Consider the following 19,795-nt stretch of genomic DNA (forward strand, 5'->3'; position numbering starts at 1 on the left):
CGGTCGAATAAATTAGATGAGTGTTTCTTCTGGAATATCTATTTTTATATCACTCAGAGACAGCTCGCCAGAGATAAGTTTTGGGAGCAGTGTGTCTCGGAGATGCTCAAGAATAATATTTTGCTTTCTCATCTGAATGATTTTTTGAAAACTATCATTTACTTTGTCATTGAATAGTTCCCTTATAGATTGTGGAGCAGTAATTAATGGCATTGCAAGAATATCTTTTGCACTTATATTCGGCTGGGCACTTCCTTGCGCTGTATTAACAATATAAGACTCGGTAATCTTTCTATTTAGAATACAATATAAATAAGCAGTACTTTCATCAATAGCCTCAAACTTTGCAACGCGTTGGTTTAAATAATACGGTTCTTGATTTTCAGTAACAAGAAAACCAAATTTACCAACGGTTGCACCAGTCATAGCCATTAATAAATCTCCATCTTTAAGGCTAAAACGTTTAGCTTTCTCAGCTAATGAAATATCAATTCGTTGAATGTCACATATATCGACACTTTTATCATTACCAATATTTTTAATTTTTATGACACCAAACCCAGAATTTTGGAACTCGTTACTCTTAAAAGCAAAACCACTCAAAATATTAGTTACATCACTCAAATTACCGAGTTCCCATCCACTTGGCACCCACCCCCCAAGTCCCAATGCAGGCTCTGCACATTCTTCAAAAGCATTAGGAAATAATTGACGAATATCTTCTGCTAACGGTTTAAAATTATCACTTTCTCGTACAGCTTTACGCACTTCAACTCGGCGCAGTAACTCTTCAGAGAAGGCTAAGTCTTGTTCAAAAAAACCGGTATCTAATGCGTTATCAATAACAGGGTCAAAATCAACAAACCATGATTTAAATAAGGTCTGAGCCATTTTCTCTAAGGTTTGATTTATTTTGTGGTTGTGAGTGATTTTTTTATCTAGCCCTCTTAATAATTTCGCACCATATTGTTGATATTCAATTGGAGGGATTCGGATAGGTATTTCCTTTAATGCCTTCCCTGTAAGGTGCTTTATTGTCGTACCAGTAAAAAAAGGTTCAATACAGCCAGTTCGAGTCGAAAACAGAAGCCAATAGTATAAATATTCTGAATCCAAACCAGGTAGAGTACGAACTCTATGCAATGCCTTTTGAATTTTCATATTGGGTATATCATCTTCCCAAATTGCACATCTTCCCGGCTCACCACCTTCACAAATGATTAGGTCACCTTTTTTTATTCCATAGCGAGTATGCTCATGGGCTTCGAATTTCATTTTCGAAAGGTTATCAAGCTCAAATGTTCCCCACCGCACATTGCTATTACCTAAATAACAGTGGTATTCACCAGTGTTTTTATTTTGATCTAACATTTTGCCGAGTGAAGACTCAATATAGTCACCCAGTTTAGCTTGTGTCCACTCACTCCCCATAACCCAGCGCCTCCATATTCTTACGGATAGCCTTATCTAACTCAGCGGCTTCATCCATCTGGCGATAAAGGGTTTGGGTCAGTGCCTGCATTTTCGTTTCAAACGCCACGCCGTCATCTTCAACCTCCACAGCGCCTACATAACGCCCCGGCGTTAATACAAAATCATTGGCCTTAATATCATCAAGAGAGGCTACCTTGCAAAAACCGGCCCTATCTTGATACTGCTTAATTCCGATTTCTTTGGCGGCAACACGGCATTTCAGTTCACTTTCGCTACTGCGCCATGCGTGGAACGTATCGGCGATAGTAGCGATATCTTCCGCGGTGAGCTCTTTTTGAGTACGACTGATCATGGTGCCGAGGTTACGGGCATCGATAAACAAGGTTTCCCCTTGGCGGTCACGATAGCCATATTTGGCGCTGGCTTGTTTGCTTTTACTGATAAACCACAGGCAAACAGGAATTTGCGTGGTAAAGAAGAGCTGGCCGGGTAAAGCAATCATGCACTCAATACGGTCATCTTCAATCAGCTTTTGGCGTATTTCGCCCTCACCGCTGGTATTCGAACTCATCGAACCATTGGCTAACACAAACCCCGCAACACCGTCCTCACTGAGCTTAGACAACATATGCAAGATCCACGCATAGTTGGCGTTGCCCGTCGGTGGGGTGCGGAAACCAGCAAAACGCGGGTCATTGGTGAGCTCGGCTTCATTACGCCAATCTTTTAAGTTAAACGGCGGATTCGCCATAATGAAGTCGGCTTTCAGATCAGGGTGTTGGTCGGCAAAAAAGGTATCCGCTGGGCGTTCCCCTAAGTTGCCCGTTAGCCCTCTCACCGCCAAGTTCATTTTTGCCAGTTTATAGGTGGTGCTGGTGAGCTCCTGCCCGTAAATCGCAATATCTTTGCTTTTCCCTTGGTGGCTTTCGACAAATTTCAACGATTGCACAAACATCCCGCCCGAGCCACAGCAAGGGTCATACACTTTGCCTTGATAGGGTTCGAGCATTTCAGCAAGCAGTGTCACGACCGATTTCGGGGTATAGAACTCGCCGCCGCCCTTACCTTCGCTAGCCGCAAAGCGCCCTAAGAAATACTCGTAAACGCGACCAACCAGGTCCTCTTCCCCTAGCCCACATTCGGTGGCAAGAGTATCGATGTTTTCAATACTGTCGATAAGTGAGGCGAGCCTTTTCGGCTCCAGTCCTTGACGAGAAAAATAGTTATCGGGCAATGCGCCCGTCAGTGATGCGTTGCTTTTTTCGATGGCGGATAACGCTGTGTCAATAACGACTGCTATATCGTCTTGCTTCGCACGCTCTTGAACATAAGACCAACGAGACTGTTGCGGCAAAAAGAAAACGTTATCTTGTTGATAGAAAACATCCATATCAACAAAAGCTTCCTGACCATTTTTGATTAATTCGCTACGTTTGGCTTCGAATTTATCACTGATAAATTTCAGGAACACCAAACTAAGCACCACATGTTTATATTCGGACGATTCAACGCTACCACGCAGTTGATTAGCGGTATCCCACAGGGTTTCTTCAAAGCCTTTCGTCGGTTTTTTCGCGGGTGATTTAGCCATGTAGATAGTTTCTCTTTTCTTATCAATTATTATCGGAGAGCGCTGAGTTAGTGTCGGTTATTTTTACGCTAACTGCCGATAATGTATACAAAATAGGTTTGGATAAGATTATCGCATAAAATCAGGTAGGTTTGTGCGGAGAAAGCTAAAATTCTTTTTTAAACAGCCACTTTAACGCCCAATGTGATCTGGCACAGAATTAGCTGACACACTACCAAGTTAGATATTTCAAACACTAAGATATAATGGCATAATTCATTATTTTTATAAATGTATAAACGAGGTATAAGTGGAAATCATTAATACTGATACATTCCTTTTGAGCGAAGTTGAAAATAGTATTGTCACACTCAAATCAAAGGTTGATTGCCTTAAGAGGAAAACAAAAATTATCAATATATTAACTCTTCTCCTCGGTGCTTCGATTACTGTTACTTTGGGACTTACTATTAGTGGCTACCAAGAATATCAAAGAAATTTGGCCCTCTGTTTTGGCGCTATACTTACTGCTGTAAACGGTTGGAATGTGATATTTGATTATAAAAAATTATGGATAAGACAAAAGTCGACTCTATTACACTTATATCAATTAAAAAATGATATTTGTTTCTCTCAATCTGTAGGACAAATGTCACATGATAAACAATTAGAATTATTTGAACGATACCAAAATATTTGGGAAGACAATGGTAGTGAATGGCGTAATATAAATCGTACATCATCCCGTAATTCCATCTCATTAAAGAATTCAGATGATTAGAATAGGATTAACATGCATTTAACTCACTTAGAAATAGATAAAATTTGTATCCATCAGATTTTTAAAAGAAACCCAGACGGTTCTAAGAAGGCCCCTGAAAAAAGTTCAGTTCTTGTTAAATTCAATACGGTAGCTATGGAGACTTTCAAACAAAGAGTAATCGGTGCTCTTGGCTCTCAATCAAAAGCCGTAGATATGAAGATCATTGAACAAGATAAAGACAAAACACCAAGTTTATTCACATCTCTAAGAACAGTTACAGATGTAACATTTATTGACACAACATACGTATTAGCAGATAAACTTGCTGATGCTCAAAAACGTAAAGGTTTATCGGGTGGTATAGTAGTTGTGTTCTTGGGTTCTTTTGGCTCAACAGAAGTAGATAAAAAAAAGAAAATAGTTGGCGTTATAAAGGCAGATATTTACAGTGCTTATCAAAAAGTTGAAGATGAGAACACTCATGAAATATCTCTTAAATATGTAAAAGAGGCTTTATTAACACCGTCTTCCAAGCTATTTAAAACCGCAGCATTTGCAGAAAAACATCCTAAATCAGGCAATTCAACAACTCCTGACTTAAATGATAGCTGGGCAGTAGCGGTATCCGACTATCAAATTAGCCAAGTAGATGGAAAAATAGCAGCTCAGTATTTCTATGAAACATTCTTAGGCTGTGGCTATCCAGAGTCCAGTGCAAGAAATACCCAGAAATTCTTCCAATCTGTTAAAACCTTTATCAATAATCTAGAAGTATCGAACGAAGAAAAATACGAGTTAAATAACGCGCTAGTCTGTTATTTAAAATTAGATAAATCCGGAGTTATATCACCAGACAAATTTGCCCGAACTTATTTCGATTCTGACACTGCTGATGACTTCATCGCTCACTTAGGCGATTCGGGGGTCCCTACTACATCCTTTACAAAAGATACACAGCATGTTAACAGCAAACTCAAAATGCAAAAAGTGTCATTTGGACAAAATATACGCTTATTAGCACCTGCTGAAATACTAAAGGACAAAGTAATTATGGAGCCGATTGTATTTGATGAAAACGGTATTCCCGTAAACTGGACTAAACTAGTTATAAAAGAAAAATTGGCCTTACCACAGTGAATGAGGCTGAATTTCTTGAAAAATGGCATATAGAAAAACCCTTCTACCAAGCTTGGGGCAACTTTGTCGTATCTAAAATCAACTCATCTATTGAATTGCTAGGATATGATATTAACAATTATGTAAAGATAACACCTTTTGCTCGAATTAAAGACAATAACTCACTTATTGACAAAGCTTTTTATAGGCCGGACAAGTCATATGAACAGCCTTACGATGATATTGAGGATAAGGTGGGGTGTCGATTTGTAGTGTTACTTATTGATCAAGTTGAACAAATTGCCGATATCATTAGATCTGATACATCTTGGATTGCTGAGGAATGTAGGCATTTCAACGATGAACGTAACAAGAGTCCATTATTATTCACATATCAATCTGTACATTTTGTTGTTCGAGCAAAAGGAAACTTAGAGTTTGATGGTATAATCATACCAGAAAGTACACCATGTGAGATACAAATTCGAACCCTACTTCAGCATGCATACGCGGAACTAACGCATGATTCAATTTATAAAACTAACAAAATAGTTAAACCAGAAATCCATCGAACCGTCGCTAAAAGCATGGCATTGATTGAAACTACAGACGATTTTTTTAAAGAAGTAAGTACTAGCCTACAAGGACCTATTGAGCAGTATGAAATTGTATCAATACTTGATTCTTTATACACAGAGTTTCTATCTTCACCACCTTTAAAATTGCAAAAATCATCCTATTATGTTTTAGATGCATTTGAAGATCTTTTTGAAAATAAGTTTCAATTAAGAATACGAAAAATAATTGAAAATGATGCCTATGACTTGGTTAATGTGATAAAAACTAAAGCACAAAAAAATCCATTTTATAAGCAAAGTATCTCTATTTTTACTGGCTGGTTAATAATAGAGCGAAAAAATAGAGTTGTAAGAGACTGGCCTTTAGATTCAGATCTTTTAGAAGAATTTGCGTCAGCCCTTTCTGTCTCACTCGATCTATAGTAACCAATTAAAAATAAATATTATCGTAGTATTTTTCGGATTCCAGCTTTTCAATTCTTTTAAACACTATCCTATGTGTTATATCAACATCACTAGTATTAATTTTTACATAATCATTTTTGTATTAACCAACTTCATGAATCTATAAAATATTTTGTGTCAAATCGATTTCAATAATTCAATATTAGTAATATTGAAAAACAACATAAATAAAAAAATCTCAGATATATATTATCTCTTTGAATAATTATAATTTTCTTTTATTTCAAGGAGTAATATGCATCAAAACTCTCACTTCAAACCGCTCCTATCAGCACTACCTCATTCATTCCAAACCTCTTTTTTCAATCAACTCAATCACCTAATCAACTACTCTCCCACCATCGGTCTGATGGGTAAAACTGGAGCCGGCAAATCCAGTCTTATTAACGCACTATTCCAATCGACCCTATCGCCTGTAAGTGATGTATCCGGCTGCACTCGGCAAGCCCAACGCTTCAGTATGACGATGAACAACCATACGCTCACCTTTGTTGATTTACCCGGCGTGGGGGAAAGTATCGAACGAGATAAAGAGTACCACCAGCTCTATCGTAACTTATTACCAGAACTGGATTTAATCATCTGGGTACTCAAGGCCGATGATAGAGCATGGTCTTCTGATGAACAGTGTTATCACTTTCTCACTGAGCAATGTGGTTATCTACCAAGTCGTTTTCTATTTGTACTGAACCAAGCTGACAAAATAGAGCCCTGTCGCCAGTGGGATGAACTGTGCCAGCTGCCATCCTCTGAGCAAGCAGCTAATTTAGTTTTGAAGCAACAAGCCGTGATAACCGCATTTAAGCCGCATCATCCTGTGATGACCGTTTCTGCGGCAGAAGGTTTTCAGCTCACTGAATTAACAGAGCAATTAATTCATGCATTACCAGCAGAGGCCAGTAGCGGTGTCGCTAGGCAACTGAACAGCACTTACCGGACGCAATCTGTGGAAAATTCCGCACGTAACGATTTTGGGCAATGTGTCAGTGATATCGTCGATACCATAATCGATATTATTCCATTACCCACATTGATAAAACATACGATCAGCACTGTCAAAAACAGCATCGTATCCGTCGCTAAATCCCTGTGGAGTTTTTTCTTTTAACTTCTTAAATTAACGCAACATTGATGACATCAAGCTCTAGTCCTTAACGGGATTGGCGCTTTTTTTATTTCTTTTTATTGGAGTATCAATTTATGAATAACACAGTTGAATCCGCTATCACAATGGAATTAGTCCCTTATGAACAACGCCTTGATTTTTGGTTCAACCATTTTGGTGCAGTAAAAGGCTGGGCTACCTTTGAAGTGGTGATCTTCACCACGATGGGCCAATTCTGTGATGAGTATCATGGCGGTTACTGGGAGTATGGCGTACTCAGCAATGGCGGTGCCTTTATCTACCCCGATATCAACATAGACACTTTAACTCTATTTAACATGCACAACGGCAATGAAGCCACTGTGAGTCAAGAGGCTGCAGGCATTGTCGTATGCCTTATCTTGTACAGCATCTGGTCATTCCAAACGGAAAGCGAAGTGATGTGCGACCGCTTTTATCAGCTGCGTGACTATGCGCTACAACATTCCGAATCTGCTGCCATTTTCCACTTAATTGATTAATCAGGAGTCTATCATGAGTTTATTAGCTTCGCGTTTTGGCTCTGCTAACAGTATTCGTCGTGATCGTCCACTGACCATTGAAGAATTATTTCGTACTGTACCGAGCGTTTTCTCCGAAGATAAGCATGGATCACGCAGTGAACGTTATACCTACATCCCGACCATCACCTTGTTAGACAGTCTGCAAAAAGAAGGCTTTTATCCGTTCTTTGCTTGCCAAACTCGGGTGCGTGATATCAGCCGTCGAGAGCACACCAAGCATATGCTACGTCTACGTCGTCATGACCAAATCACGGGTATACAAGTCCCTGAAATTATTTTGTTGAATAGCCATGATGGCTCAAGCAGCTATCAGATGTTGCCAGGACTCTTTAGAGCCGTGTGCTCTAACGGTTTGGTGTGCGGCGATGTATTAGGGGAAGTGCGTGTACCCCATAAAGGGGATGTGGTGGGGAAAGTGATTGAAGGGGCCGATACGTTTGAGCAGGTCGCTGAAAAACGCGAAAGTATGCAATCGTTATTGTTACCGCCATCAGGGAAAACCAAGCACCCATTAGACGGTGTTCATCAAGCGTCAATCTGACGTTTCTATTTATGTTGATAGGAATTTATAATGAAAAAATATGTATTCGTAACTGCATTAGCCTCACTGTGGTTAATGACATCACCCGCCTCTGCCACCAGCCAGCCCCCTAAAAATACCATTTGGGAATATAAAGGGGATGGCGGTAAAACCTTATGGCAAGTGTGTGGAAGCCAAAATAGTACCTGTAGGATTGTGGGCTCAACCAAGCATTATGTTGCTGTACTAAATCATAAATCCGCATCAGGTTGTGCATTTGGTGATTTTTATATCGTGGCAAGAACTGACGGAAACTGGCAACAACGTGATACAGGTACTTGCAGCCCTAACGCTTATGTCCAAAAAGGAACCATTAATAATGGACAGTACTCTTCGGTCGATATTGGTGTTGGCGGGACGATTGTAGCTCGTTATCCCATTGGGTATTGGAGTATGCAAAAAGAGTTCTCAGGCAAGAATCGACCACGCTGGAAAGAAAAAGACCGTACTAAAGGTGGATTGCAAACCAATCAACAATAAATAATATTCTCGCTATCGCTAATTACGGTAGTGAGAACAATAAAAGATAATAAAAGGTAACGTAATGAATAAGATAAAAAGCCTATTTGCGATAGGACTATTGGTAGTGAGTGCATTTAGCTCAGCTGAAGAGCAACAGCGTTATGCAAGCATCACACATACGAGCTCAAATTTTATTAACCAAGGTTACTGTGGTTATTCATTTACCCTCGACAATGGCGGTAACCATATGGTTCTAGACCATGCGGAGTTTGGTGCGCTTGAACTCACGCTGCGAATGAAAGATGGGCAAGGAAAAGTATTAGGGGATACGGTACTGGAAGTGGAACCTTTTGGCGATTCTAGCGCCACTCGTGCCACGTTTACAGGATTGGAAATTCCTTGTGAGGATGTTGCTGAGTTTGAAGTGGTTAAAGCGGTGGAAGATCAGAATGGTCGTAAAGTTGAATTACCGTTATCCATCTTTGAAGCTAATAATACAGAATTGGCAAAGGTTTCGGTGGCAGGGAAAAAATAATAATTTTTTAGCTATCTATCAAGGTAACATATGGCAGACTGAATGATCTGCCATTTTTTGATTAGTTAAATTTTTAACCATATTAAATTCAAAGCATCAATAAACATTGAAGTGAAATTTTATTATATCTTACCAAATAAGACAACATTATGAGAATGAGCTCAAATGTTCCGGAGGTATACTTTATACTTGACAATATGATATTCACTGATGGCTCAATATTTAAGCAACAAAGGACAACTTAAAGTAGTTAATAAAAGAACGAATCTACCTTTGGGGCTGGCTTAATCGAAAAGGGATTTTCTGATTCCCGTCATATCTATTTCAGCACTGAAATCATAAGAACATAGCTAATCTTCAATTCGTTCAGACAAAATCAACTCAGATAGTTTATGTTTACCTCTGATAGCACACACCCAAATAATCAGTATGATCCAACCAAATTGGATTAAATTATGGATAACTCTACGGTCTCTTTGTCGTGAATATCAGCCATATTATTAACAGTGTTATTTGTAAGATTGTATTTATTCTAACACCGATAAATAAAGTTATTAAATTTTATCTATTTGCGAACTGAATGCATAAACATATAATAACTGATTGCTCAAAAAAACAAGCCTGGTATCATACAAGCTATGAACACGTAGGTAAAAATATGTTAATAGAATGAAAGATAATAAAATTCTGGTGATTGATTTATTCGCAGGACCTGGTGGCTTGGGTGAAGGATTTAGTTCATGCCAAACATCTACCGGAGAGACAGCTTTTCAGATTGGAGTTTCGATAGAAAAAGATCCTTCTGCCCACAGAACATTAACCACCAGAGCTTTATTTAGAAAACTGGTGAATAATCCCAAAGCTAAAAAAGACTATTATCATTATGTACAGGGTAAAATCACCCGAGAACAACTTTTTGAAAAATACCCAAATGAAGCAGCTCAGGCAATGGAGGAAACATTAGAAACTCCTCAAACTCTGGGAGAGGACAACGAACTCATTCATGCCAAAATTAAAACGCTAGTTGAGAATCATGAAGGTGCTAAGGTTGTAATTGGTGGACCGCCTTGTCAAGCTTATTCATTGGCAGGTCGTTCGCGTAACGCTGGTAATAAGGAGTATAAGGCTGAAGAAGATGATCGACATTTTTTATATAAAGAATATTTAAAAGTATTGTCTATTGCAAAGCCTGAAGTGTTTGTCATGGAAAATGTCAGAGGTATTTTATCTGCTAAAGTGAATGATAAACTGATATTCCCTGATATTTTGAAAGACTTACGTAATCCAGGGGCCGCAACAGATACACCTAATATGTCAGAGTACAAAATTTATTCACTGGTGACCAAGGCTGATGAGCCAGCTAATCCTTATTATAAGAACTTATCAGATTTTTTAATTCGTTCTGAACGTTATGGAATACCTCAGGCAAGGCACAGAGTGATCTTGTTAGGGGTAAGAAACGATATTGACGGTATCCCAGAGACCATACAACTTTCAGAATCAGGTTCTGTTTCAGTGAAAAGTGTTATTGATGATTTACCTGCATTAAGAAGTGGCTTATCTAAACAAAAAGATACAGAAGAACTCTGGGTTAAAATCGTGTCAGATTACATGGCACAGTTAAAAACACTAATGGAGATACAAGAACAAGATAAGCAGGATGAATTTAACGCATTAGCATTGATGCCTCGAAGGGGACTCCTCCGCAAAAGTAGTGAATACGACAATAGTCAGAAAACAATGATACCAGAACCGCTAAAAAACTGGCTGTTGGATAAAGATTTGCAATGTGTTCTCAATCATGAAAGCCGAGGGCATATTCAGTCTGATTTGCTGCGTTATGTATTCTGCTCAGTTTATGCGTTACTTAACGAAGGTATTTCACCCAAATCTCGTGACTTTCCAACAGCGCTGGCGCCAGAACATGCGAATTGGAACTCTGGTTCACATGCCGATCGTTTTCGCGTCCAGTCAGCAGATAAATTTGCCACCACCATAACCAGCCATATCTCTAAAGATGGACATTATTTTATTCACTACGACCCAACACAATGCCGTAGCCTGACCGTACGCGAAGCTGCCCGCTTACAAACTTTTCCCGATAATTATTATTTTGAAGGTAACCGAACTCAACAATACGTTCAGGTCGGTAATGCTGTTCCACCTTTCTTAGCGAAACAGATTAGTGAAATTGTCCGAAAATTACTTGATAAATAATGAGTTGATTATTTTTTATTCTTTTGCATTACTGAGAATTATATTTAGAATAGAGCAAAGATTATAACTATTTTAGTGTATCTCAGGGATGTAAAATGCCACAGGATTATAAACTAACTCCCAGTGCTTCTTCACTATCTGAATCAATGAGAGATATTGGATACTCTCTTGCCACTGCAATAGCTGATATTATTGATAACAGTATTACGGCCAAAGCTACTCATGTAGATATTTTCTGTGATTTATCCAAAGACGAACCGTTATTAATTATCATTGATAATGGATGTGGAATCTCTCAGGATGATTTAATCCTTGCGATGAAACATGGTACAATTAACCCAAAATCACAAAGAGAACCCCATGATCTTGGTCGATTTGGTTTGGGTATGAAAACAGCTTCTTTTTCACAATGCCGAAGCTTAACTGTAATAAGTTCAGTTAATTCTGTTAAGGTTGGAGCTAAATGGGACTTAGATTATATTAGCGAAAAAGATGAATGGTTATTGGCAATTCTCGAGCAGGATGACATATTAAATATCAACTATGTTGACTGTATTCCTGAAACAGGTACCGCAGTAATATGGCAGAAATTGGATCGCTTATGCGAAAATTTGAGTGGTCCTAAAAGAGATGAAGTTGTTAATGAAAAGCTTGATCTGGTAGAACGCCATTTAGCACTGGTCTTTCATCGTTTTCTTTCTGGTGAAGCTAAATTGCATTCAAAATTATCAATTTCTATAAACGGGCACCCTGTCAAATCATTTGACCCATTTTGTAGAAAAAATAAAGCGACACAACTCTTACCAAAAGAAACTGTTCGTCTTGATGGCAAAGACGTTACCATTCAGCCTTATGTCCTTCCCCACCATAGTAAACTTACCGCAGATGAATATGACTTCTATGAGGATCGCAGTAGTTTTATTTCTAATCAAGGAGTTTACATATACCGTAATGACAGACTCATGGCTTGGGGTGATTGGTTCAGATTAGTACCTAAAGGTGAAGCTACTAAACTAACCAGAATACAAATTGATTTCCCTAATTCTTTAGATGAAAGCTGGACTATTGATATCAAAAAATCACGAGTTAGCTTACCCCGAGAAGTAAAAGAACGACTAAGGCAAATAATTTCTAAAATTACGTATACTAATGTTCGAATTCACCAGGGAAGAGGACAAAAGCTTTTTCAAGAAACTAAAGCACCTGTTTGGGAGCGTTATGCAGATAAAGGAAAAATACGTTTTGAATTAAATCTAAGTCATCCCTTGCTGGATGACTTAAAAAAAGAGATGACAGAGAGTCAACACAGAACATTACTCTCTTATTTACATACCATTACGGCAACCTTACCGATAGAGATGATTTATTCAGATTATTCATCCTCACCAAGAAGTATCGATCAAAATTCACTTGATGAAAATCTGGTTATTCCTAAATTAGAGATTCTGAAAGAATCTTTATTTCAAAATAATACTGTAGATCCGGATGTTTTCAGAGATTTTATCTTATCAATGCGTATGTTTGATGAACATCAGGAACTTGTTGAAAAATATATCAGGGAGACGTTGAGTGCAGATTGATAAGAAACTATTAGAAGCTAAGAAAAATTTTATCGTCAGTTTGATAACATTTTCTAAAATTCGCTGGCCGATTGATATACCCACTCGTAAAGAAGTGGAGGAACTGGCTAAAACATTACTAAGCACATTGCCAAAAGATGTGTCTTTAGAAGAATATACCGAAGATTTAGTAAAAGAAGCTTATTATGAAATTGACTCCAAAATGGGGCTGGGTGTTTCTTTAGTTGACCCAGAAGCGAAACACGATAGGGAATGGGTATACAAGCGGACAGACATCAACTGGTTTTATTCTAACGCTTATGAAAAATACTTAAGGCAAGAACACTGGTCACCAACGGTTGTTCAATCTTTAAGTGATGTAGGCACAATTATATTAGGCCATCTTCAAGATCCAACCTCACCAGGGGCATGGGATAAACGGGGTCTGGTCATTGGTCATGTTCAGTCAGGAAAAACAGCTAACTATCTAGGACTGGTAGCAAAAGCAGCTGATGCTGGATATAAATTTATTATTGTGATTGCTGGTATTCATAACAATCTTAGAAAACAGACACAAGAAAGGATTGATGAAGGTTTTGTTGGCCGAACCAGAGATGAAGATAAATGGAAACTTGTTGGTGTTGGTCACAACAAGTTTCCACATCCTGCCACTCTAACTAATATTTATGCAGATTTTAATAAGCGAACAGCAGACAGTAGCGGATGGAGTATTAATGATTTTAGTAAGCCAGTGATTCTGGTGATTAAAAAAAATGTTTCCACACTCAGTGCATTACGTCAATGGCTGGAGGAACTCAATGCCAGAGGGAACGATAAAATATCAGATGTTCCGATGCTAATGATTGATGATGAAGCTGACAATGCTTCAATCAATACAAAAAAAGAGGATCTGGATCCTACTAAAACTAATCGAAAAATCAGAGAAATTTTAAGTCTGTTTGAAAAATCCTGTTATGTTGGTTACACCGCAACACCTTTTGCTAATATTTTTATTAATCCAGATGCTTATGGTGATGAGAATCTTCGGGAGGAACTATTCCCAAAAGATTTTATTCATTGCTTGGATTCCCCCAATACTTATTTTGGTCCAGATAAAGTTTTTATTAATGATGAAAGTTCAGATCGTATTTTAGAAAAAATAGAGGATGCTAAAGATTACCTACCATTTAGCCATAAGAAAGATTTCGAAATTCAGGATCTCCCACCATCTTTATATAAAGCAATTCAGCAATTTATTATTGTTAAAGCAATACGTAACTTGCGTCGACATCATGGCAAGCATAGCTCCATGCTGATTAATGTTTCTAGATTTGTTGAGATTCAGAAAACAGTTCGAACCTACGTCAATGTCTATCTTAAAAGCTTAAAAGAAGCGGTTAAAGCCAACTATGCAATGCCTGAACAAGTTTCAGATAAAAATAGATATATGCTCCAGCTCAAAACAGTATTTGAAAATAGCTATAGTGATTGTAATGTTACCTGGAGTAAAGTTAAAACGGAGTTATTTAATGCAGTAAATTCTGTCAGAACATTTGTAGTTAATAGCAAGTCCGATGAATCTTTAAATTATAAACAATATGAAAAGGATGGAACTGGATTAACAGCGATTGCTATTGGAGGATTGAGTCTATCCCGGGGACTGACGATTGAAGGTCTATGTATTAGCTATATGTACAGAAATACACGAATGTACGATACGTTGATGCAAATGGGCAGATGGTTTGGCTATCGTCTTGGCTATGAAGATTTATGTCGCGTCCATTTATCTGAGGACTCAATAAACTGGTATTCACATATAGCACAATCTTCAGACGAACTACGAGAACAAATTCAGCAAATGAAAGAAGCTGGATTAAGCCCTAAAAAATTTAGTTTGTATGTATTAGCGCACCCTGATCGTTTACTCATCACTGCTACAAATAAGATGCGTACAGGAGAAAGACATATATTCAAACATAATTTTAGTGGCAGACTTGCTGAAAGTTATATTCTTCCTGCGGATAGACAGATTAATGAATTAAATTACCAACTAATTAAGCAATACTGGCAATCCGGCTTTGGGCGTGGACTTACATCCGTTCAATCAACGAAGAAAGGCTGGTTTATTGAGAATATAGACATCTGTGAAATTGAAACATTTTTAATGTCATTTCAAACACACCCCGATTTTCTGGAAAGACGCTCTGCTGTGATCTCTTATATTAAGTCTATTGCTGAATTATTCCCCGTTGCTGATGTTGTTTTGATCTCTTTAGGTGATGTTACAACTAACACTGAATTCTGTTTAGGTGCTCAGGAAAGAACAAATGCCACTCTGCATGGTGAGGGATATTGGAGAACCCAAAAAGATCGTGTTGCAAGTAGAGGCGACGAAAAGATTGGTCTTACTTCAGAACAATGCGATGAAGCTACAGCTTTAGCCAAAATCAAAGATAAAGCTCCCTCTGATTTTCACTATAGAAGTATCAGAAAGAAACCTCTCTTAATGTTACATCTACTGGATTTGGGAAGTGGTGATAAAATTCAGAAAAATGTACCTGCATTTGGTATAAGTTTTCCACCCGGTGATTATTCTGAAGGGGTTACCGTAGTCGCTAATATGGTATGGGTTAATCAATTACATGGTGGAGTCTTTGATGCCCCAGAGGATGAAGAAGACGATGAGTAAGACACTACCATGGAATGATATAAAAACACCTAAAGATGACCTTAGTGTTCGACGAATCAGAAAATGTGAAACCTTGTCCTTATATTGGGGAAAAGATCCTCAGGGACATTGCCTGTTTATTTTTGAATTAGAAGACAATGGATTAGCCATCTTCCAAAAAAATAGAGTATCTGTTTATGGTATCAATATCGATTTAAATGTGTTGAAACCTACTGGTAATCAGGCTCTGGTCTTGACGCTGGATAAACATATTAATCAGGACCTTTTTTATCAACTCTGTGAAACATTAATACAAGCATTGCAAAGTGTTATAGAACCACTCACAGGTTTATCAATTACACTTGCACAAATAAAAAGATGGAAACTTTTCCTAGCTGGGGGTAAAGAACGAATCTTAAGTCTGGAAGAGATTCGAGGGCTCTATAGTGAATTGATATTCTTACAGCAGACCATTGCAGAAACTGAATCTGAATATCAGGCATGTGATTGCTGGCAAGGCCCAGAAATGTCACATCAGGATTTTATATTTTCAAATACTGCAGTAGAGGTGAAATCTTTATCAGGAAGAGAAAGAAATACGATTAGAATTTCTTCAGAAGATCAACTGGAAACTGTGAATGACAATTTATTTATCAATGTATTTAGATTACTTGAAAAATCGGGCACAGAATACTCCGTTTCTCTGAATGAATTAGTCAAAAATATCGAAAATACCTTAACCGATTCAAAAGCACTTGAATTGTTTCATCATAAACTAGCCAAATATGGATACGTTGAGTTACGAGCTTATGATTCGCCTGAGTTTATTGTGGCTGATGAACACACTTACAAAGTAGAGAAAAATTTTCCCAAGTTAATTCGTTCTGAATTGCCAGCAGGAATGCTAAAAGTCAGCTATGAAATCAAATTAGAGGCAATAAAGTCCTATATGTGCCACAAACAAGATATATGGAATAAATAATATGGAACAATCCCTTCAAGAATTCTTTCATGACTTTAGGCAAGAGCTTATGGCTGGAGCAGAGGCAAATAGTAGTTTTCAGCTTTCCACATTCATTGAATCTATTACCAGTGAGTTGATTGATACTGGATTTCTGGAAGGGATCGAACTATGTCATTATAGGGCTCAAAGAGGGATGCGAGTTGATGGATATTGGTTTAACGATGAAGGTGCTTTAGATTTATTGATAGCCGATTTTGACTCCAGAGAAGAACTGGCCTCTCTAACTAAGACCGACGTTGAAGCCGCTTTTAAGAGAGTTGCAAACTTTTTTGAAACTTGTCTAAAAAAAGAGTTATATCACGCTCTGGAGGAAACAGCACCAGAATACGGATTATCCCGCCAGATTCATGAACGTAGAAGCCTCATTAGAAAGGTGAACTTCTTCTTGATTTCAGAAAGAACATTAAGCGATCGTATTCAAACGTTTACCGATAATAAGGTCGGTGGTATCACAGCTTCTTATCATATCTGGGATATTTCTAGGCTACATCGTCAAAGAAGCTCCAGAGGGCATAAAGAAGCTTTAGATATCAACTTTTCAGAAGCTTATGGTACCGGAATTCCATGCTTACCTGCCCATTTAGGTTCTGATACATATCAATCGTATTTGATTGTTATCCCTGCTACAACACTAGCGTCCTTATATGAAAAATATGGTGCAAGGCTTTTAGAACAAAATGTCCGCTGTTTTTTACAAGCCAGAGGTAATGTTAATAAAGGAATTAGAAACACGATTATTAATGAACCACAGATGTTTTTTGCTTACAACAATGGCATTACCGCAACAGCTCAGGAAGTTGAAGTGGCTAACGGGCACAACGGACAAGAAATAGCTAGAATTAAAGATTTACAAATCGTTAATGGTGGGCAGACAACAGCTTCGCTTTTTCATACACAATATAAAGATAAAGCTTCGCTGGATGGGATATTTGTTCAAATGAAGCTTTCTGTCATAAATAGTGACAAGAATGAAAATATTGTTCCTAAAATTTCTGAATACGCAAATACACAAAATAAGGTCAATGTTGCTGATTTCTTCTCAAATCATCCGTTTCATATACGTCTGGAGGAGTTTTCAAGACGTTTATGGGCCCCTGCTCAACAAGGTGCACAAAGAGAAACTAAGTGGTTTTATGAACGCGCCCGAGGCCAATACATCGATGCTCAAAGCAAATTGACTATGGGAGAAAAGAAGAAGTTTCAAGCTGAGAATCCAGCACAACAAATGTTTAATAAAACTGATTTAGCGAAATATGAAAATGTATGGGATGAAAATCCTCGATTTGTTAACTTGGGTGCTCAAAAGAACTTTGCACAATATGCGAAACGTATTGGTCAGGAATGGGAAAAGTCCTCTGAGCATTTTAATGAGTTCTATTATAAAAGAGCCATATCTCGTGCTATTTTATTTAAAAAAACAGAAAAATTAGTTTCTGCACAACCTTGGTACAATGGAGGATACAGGGCGAATGTTGTTGCTTACACACTAGCCATGTTGGGAGAATTTGTTTTAAAACAAGAGAGAACTATAGATTTCATGAAAGTTTGGAATACGCAACAAGTTCCGGAAAGCTTTGACAAAGCGTTAAAAATCACAGCAAAGCTTGTTCATGAAGATATTATTCAGCCCAAACAAGGTATTTCCAACGTGACAGAATGGTGTAAAAAAGAGGAGTGCTGGCAACGCTTAAAAGAACGAGTCAATGAGCTACATGATATATTGCCTCTGGATTTTAAGACGGAGTTACTTTTGAAGTAGCGGTATTAAAAAACATGCTAAGTAGGTTGCCACCAATACCAATCAGATAATACTGGATTTTGCTTTGAAATTGGGTCGGTAGCTAAGACCAATTATTCATAAGTACATCGCACTTAGTCCAAAAGGTGATCAAGCGTTTTTACACCGCTAGGACACAGAGCAGATCACCAAATTATATTGATCGTTTCACCGAACAACCGTGTTAGAATAGTAAGTTAAATTTTAAGCCTGCCATCACAAAAACAGTAAAATAAACTTTAGGCCCAACAATAGGCCCAAGATAAAAGTTGAATTAATTTTTATTAATTTAAAATCAATACCATACAAGCTTAATTCAAACTCCGCCAGCTCATCTAATTAAGTAATAAAAAGCTCGCATGGTACAAAGTCTTGCGGGCTTTTTTGTGTCTTCTATTTGCCACATAAAGCCCGTACTCAACACATAACCCTCAATCATCTTAAGTGTGATATTTATATCAAATATCGCTTCTCCTATCGGGGATTACTTTAGTATATAAATTTGAAGTCACGTTAAAAATAACATTACATCACGGCTATTTTTATTATCAGAATAAATTCTGATTTATACCCAATTTAATAGGGTATATCTGTTCATAATAAATTTTAAAAATAAGTTATTCTCTATAATAAACCTATTTATCCAAACATATTGGCGATACACCATTTAATCCCTGCTGCCTTTGCTCAAATATGACGCTTTTTTTATCCCCCTCTCGGATTATTTTTAAAATATAAATACTATCAAAATCACTGCTCTTCCATTTTGGGATTAATTTAGGATCTCCTCCCTCTTTCTTCATGATATCTCGTGCTACTTTAACTAAATTATCATGCTCCCATGCAATAAAAATAACTGAGTTTTCATATTGCTGACTCAAAAGATCTTCACGTAATTCTTTTATCTCTTTGGCATGGTAATTAAGGTGGATAGGCAGCGACATTTTAATAGCGAGAGGTGAAAGTGTTTGAAGTGAACGCAATGAATTACCTAACTTACTTTGTTTAGGCGCTGCGGCGAATAATGCGTCAGGCTTGCCAAATTGATTGATAAGTACATTCGGTAAAGCGAGAGATCTATTTAATCCTTTACAGGTCAGTTGCCCACTTTCATTATCTGGTTTTTCACCATGTCTTATAAAAACGAGTGTTTGATCTGAATACACCATATGACTAAACCCTAAAATAAATACGCTCAAAAATATAAATACACTGCGCATACAGCATGGCCTTTAAGTCAATTAAGTATAATAAGTATGGAGAGTTAAGTATATTTAACACTAGCCATAAACCCACCTGTTGCAGACCACCCAGTTTATCATAGCCAAAAATTTTTCAGAGGCAGTATCTTCTTAATCTTCAAAATCAAATTAACATAC

15 protein-coding genes and 1 pseudogene are annotated in these 19,795 nt (G+C 37.7%); 13 read left to right on the plus strand and 3 right to left on the minus strand.

What is annotated here, in order from left to right:
- Window positions 1-12 precede the first annotated feature (12 nt).
- Window positions 13-1,431, minus strand: coding sequence for a restriction endonuclease subunit S (locus GTH24_RS13525; protein WP_164526510.1), 1,419 nt, complete (start codon window positions 1,429-1,431; stop codon window positions 13-15).
- Complete coding sequence (locus GTH24_RS13530) at window positions 1,421-3,025, minus strand: type I restriction-modification system subunit M (protein ID WP_164526511.1); 1,605 nt, start codon at window positions 3,023-3,025, stop codon at window positions 1,421-1,423. Before GTH24_RS13530 ends, GTH24_RS13525 begins: the two co-directional genes overlap by 11 nt.
- 289 nt (window positions 3,026-3,314) lie before the next feature.
- On the opposite strand from GTH24_RS13530, the gene GTH24_RS13535 reads away from it, so the two are divergent.
- From GTH24_RS13535 to GTH24_RS13595, 13 genes and pseudogenes are all read left to right on the plus strand, one after another.
- A complete protein-coding gene (locus GTH24_RS13535) occupies window positions 3,315-3,785 on the plus strand; it encodes an SLATT domain-containing protein (protein ID WP_164526512.1) in 471 nt (156 codons plus the stop codon).
- A gap of 12 nt (window positions 3,786-3,797) precedes the next feature.
- The gene (locus GTH24_RS13540) at window positions 3,798-4,904 is read left to right on the plus strand and encodes a nucleoid-associated protein (RefSeq protein ID WP_164526513.1); all 1,107 of its coding nucleotides are present in this window, start codon (window positions 3,798-3,800) and stop codon (window positions 4,902-4,904) included.
- Window positions 4,901-5,884, plus strand: a complete 984-nt coding sequence (locus tag GTH24_RS13545; protein WP_206535546.1) for a GTP pyrophosphokinase — start codon at window positions 4,901-4,903, stop codon at window positions 5,882-5,884. Before GTH24_RS13540 ends, GTH24_RS13545 begins: the two co-directional genes overlap by 4 nt.
- 277 nt (window positions 5,885-6,161) lie before the next feature.
- Window positions 6,162-7,034 carry a GTPase family protein gene (locus GTH24_RS13550; protein ID WP_164526514.1) on the plus strand — a complete coding sequence of 291 codons (873 nt, stop codon included), beginning with the start codon at window positions 6,162-6,164 and terminating at the stop codon, window positions 7,032-7,034.
- A gap of 92 nt (window positions 7,035-7,126) precedes the next feature.
- Complete coding sequence (locus GTH24_RS13555; protein ID WP_164526515.1) at window positions 7,127-7,552, plus strand: antirestriction protein; 426 nt, start codon at window positions 7,127-7,129, stop codon at window positions 7,550-7,552.
- A 13-nt stretch (window positions 7,553-7,565) separates the two neighbouring features.
- Window positions 7,566-8,084, plus strand: a pseudogene (locus GTH24_RS13560) (DUF932 domain-containing protein); the annotation flags it as partial.
- Window positions 8,085-8,165: 81 nt separating this feature from the next.
- Window positions 8,166-8,654, plus strand: a complete 489-nt coding sequence (locus tag GTH24_RS13565) for a hypothetical protein (RefSeq protein WP_164526516.1) — start codon at window positions 8,166-8,168, stop codon at window positions 8,652-8,654.
- A 64-nt stretch (window positions 8,655-8,718) separates the two neighbouring features.
- On the plus strand, window positions 8,719-9,171 hold the full coding sequence (locus GTH24_RS13570) for an IrmA family protein (RefSeq protein WP_164526517.1): 453 nt from the start codon (window positions 8,719-8,721) through the stop codon (window positions 9,169-9,171).
- 669 nt (window positions 9,172-9,840) lie between these two features.
- Window positions 9,841-11,388, plus strand: coding sequence for a DNA cytosine methyltransferase (locus tag GTH24_RS13575; protein WP_164526518.1), 1,548 nt, complete (start codon window positions 9,841-9,843; stop codon window positions 11,386-11,388).
- A 95-nt stretch (window positions 11,389-11,483) separates the two neighbouring features.
- Window positions 11,484-12,968, plus strand: a complete 1,485-nt coding sequence (locus tag GTH24_RS13580; protein WP_164526519.1) for an ATP-binding protein — start codon at window positions 11,484-11,486, stop codon at window positions 12,966-12,968.
- Window positions 12,958-15,636, plus strand: coding sequence for a Z1 domain-containing protein (locus GTH24_RS13585; RefSeq protein WP_206535547.1), 2,679 nt, complete (start codon window positions 12,958-12,960; stop codon window positions 15,634-15,636). Before GTH24_RS13580 ends, GTH24_RS13585 begins: the two co-directional genes overlap by 11 nt.
- Window positions 15,629-16,597 carry a PD-(D/E)XK motif protein gene (locus GTH24_RS13590; protein WP_206535548.1) on the plus strand — a complete coding sequence of 323 codons (969 nt, stop codon included), beginning with the start codon at window positions 15,629-15,631 and terminating at the stop codon, window positions 16,595-16,597. Before GTH24_RS13585 ends, GTH24_RS13590 begins: the two co-directional genes overlap by 8 nt.
- 1 nt (window position 16,598) lies before the next feature.
- Window positions 16,599-18,398 carry an AIPR family protein gene (locus tag GTH24_RS13595; RefSeq protein WP_164526520.1) on the plus strand — a complete coding sequence of 600 codons (1,800 nt, stop codon included), beginning with the start codon at window positions 16,599-16,601 and terminating at the stop codon, window positions 18,396-18,398.
- A 653-nt stretch (window positions 18,399-19,051) separates the two neighbouring features.
- Here the strand turns inward: GTH24_RS13595 and GTH24_RS13600 are convergent.
- On the minus strand, window positions 19,052-19,636 hold the full coding sequence (locus tag GTH24_RS13600; RefSeq protein ID WP_164526521.1) for a histidine phosphatase family protein: 585 nt from the start codon (window positions 19,634-19,636) through the stop codon (window positions 19,052-19,054).
- Window positions 19,637-19,795 lie beyond the last annotated feature (159 nt).

This window comes from Proteus vulgaris, assembly GCF_011045815.1.
Taxonomy (GTDB): domain Bacteria; phylum Pseudomonadota; class Gammaproteobacteria; order Enterobacterales; family Enterobacteriaceae; genus Proteus; species Proteus vulgaris_B.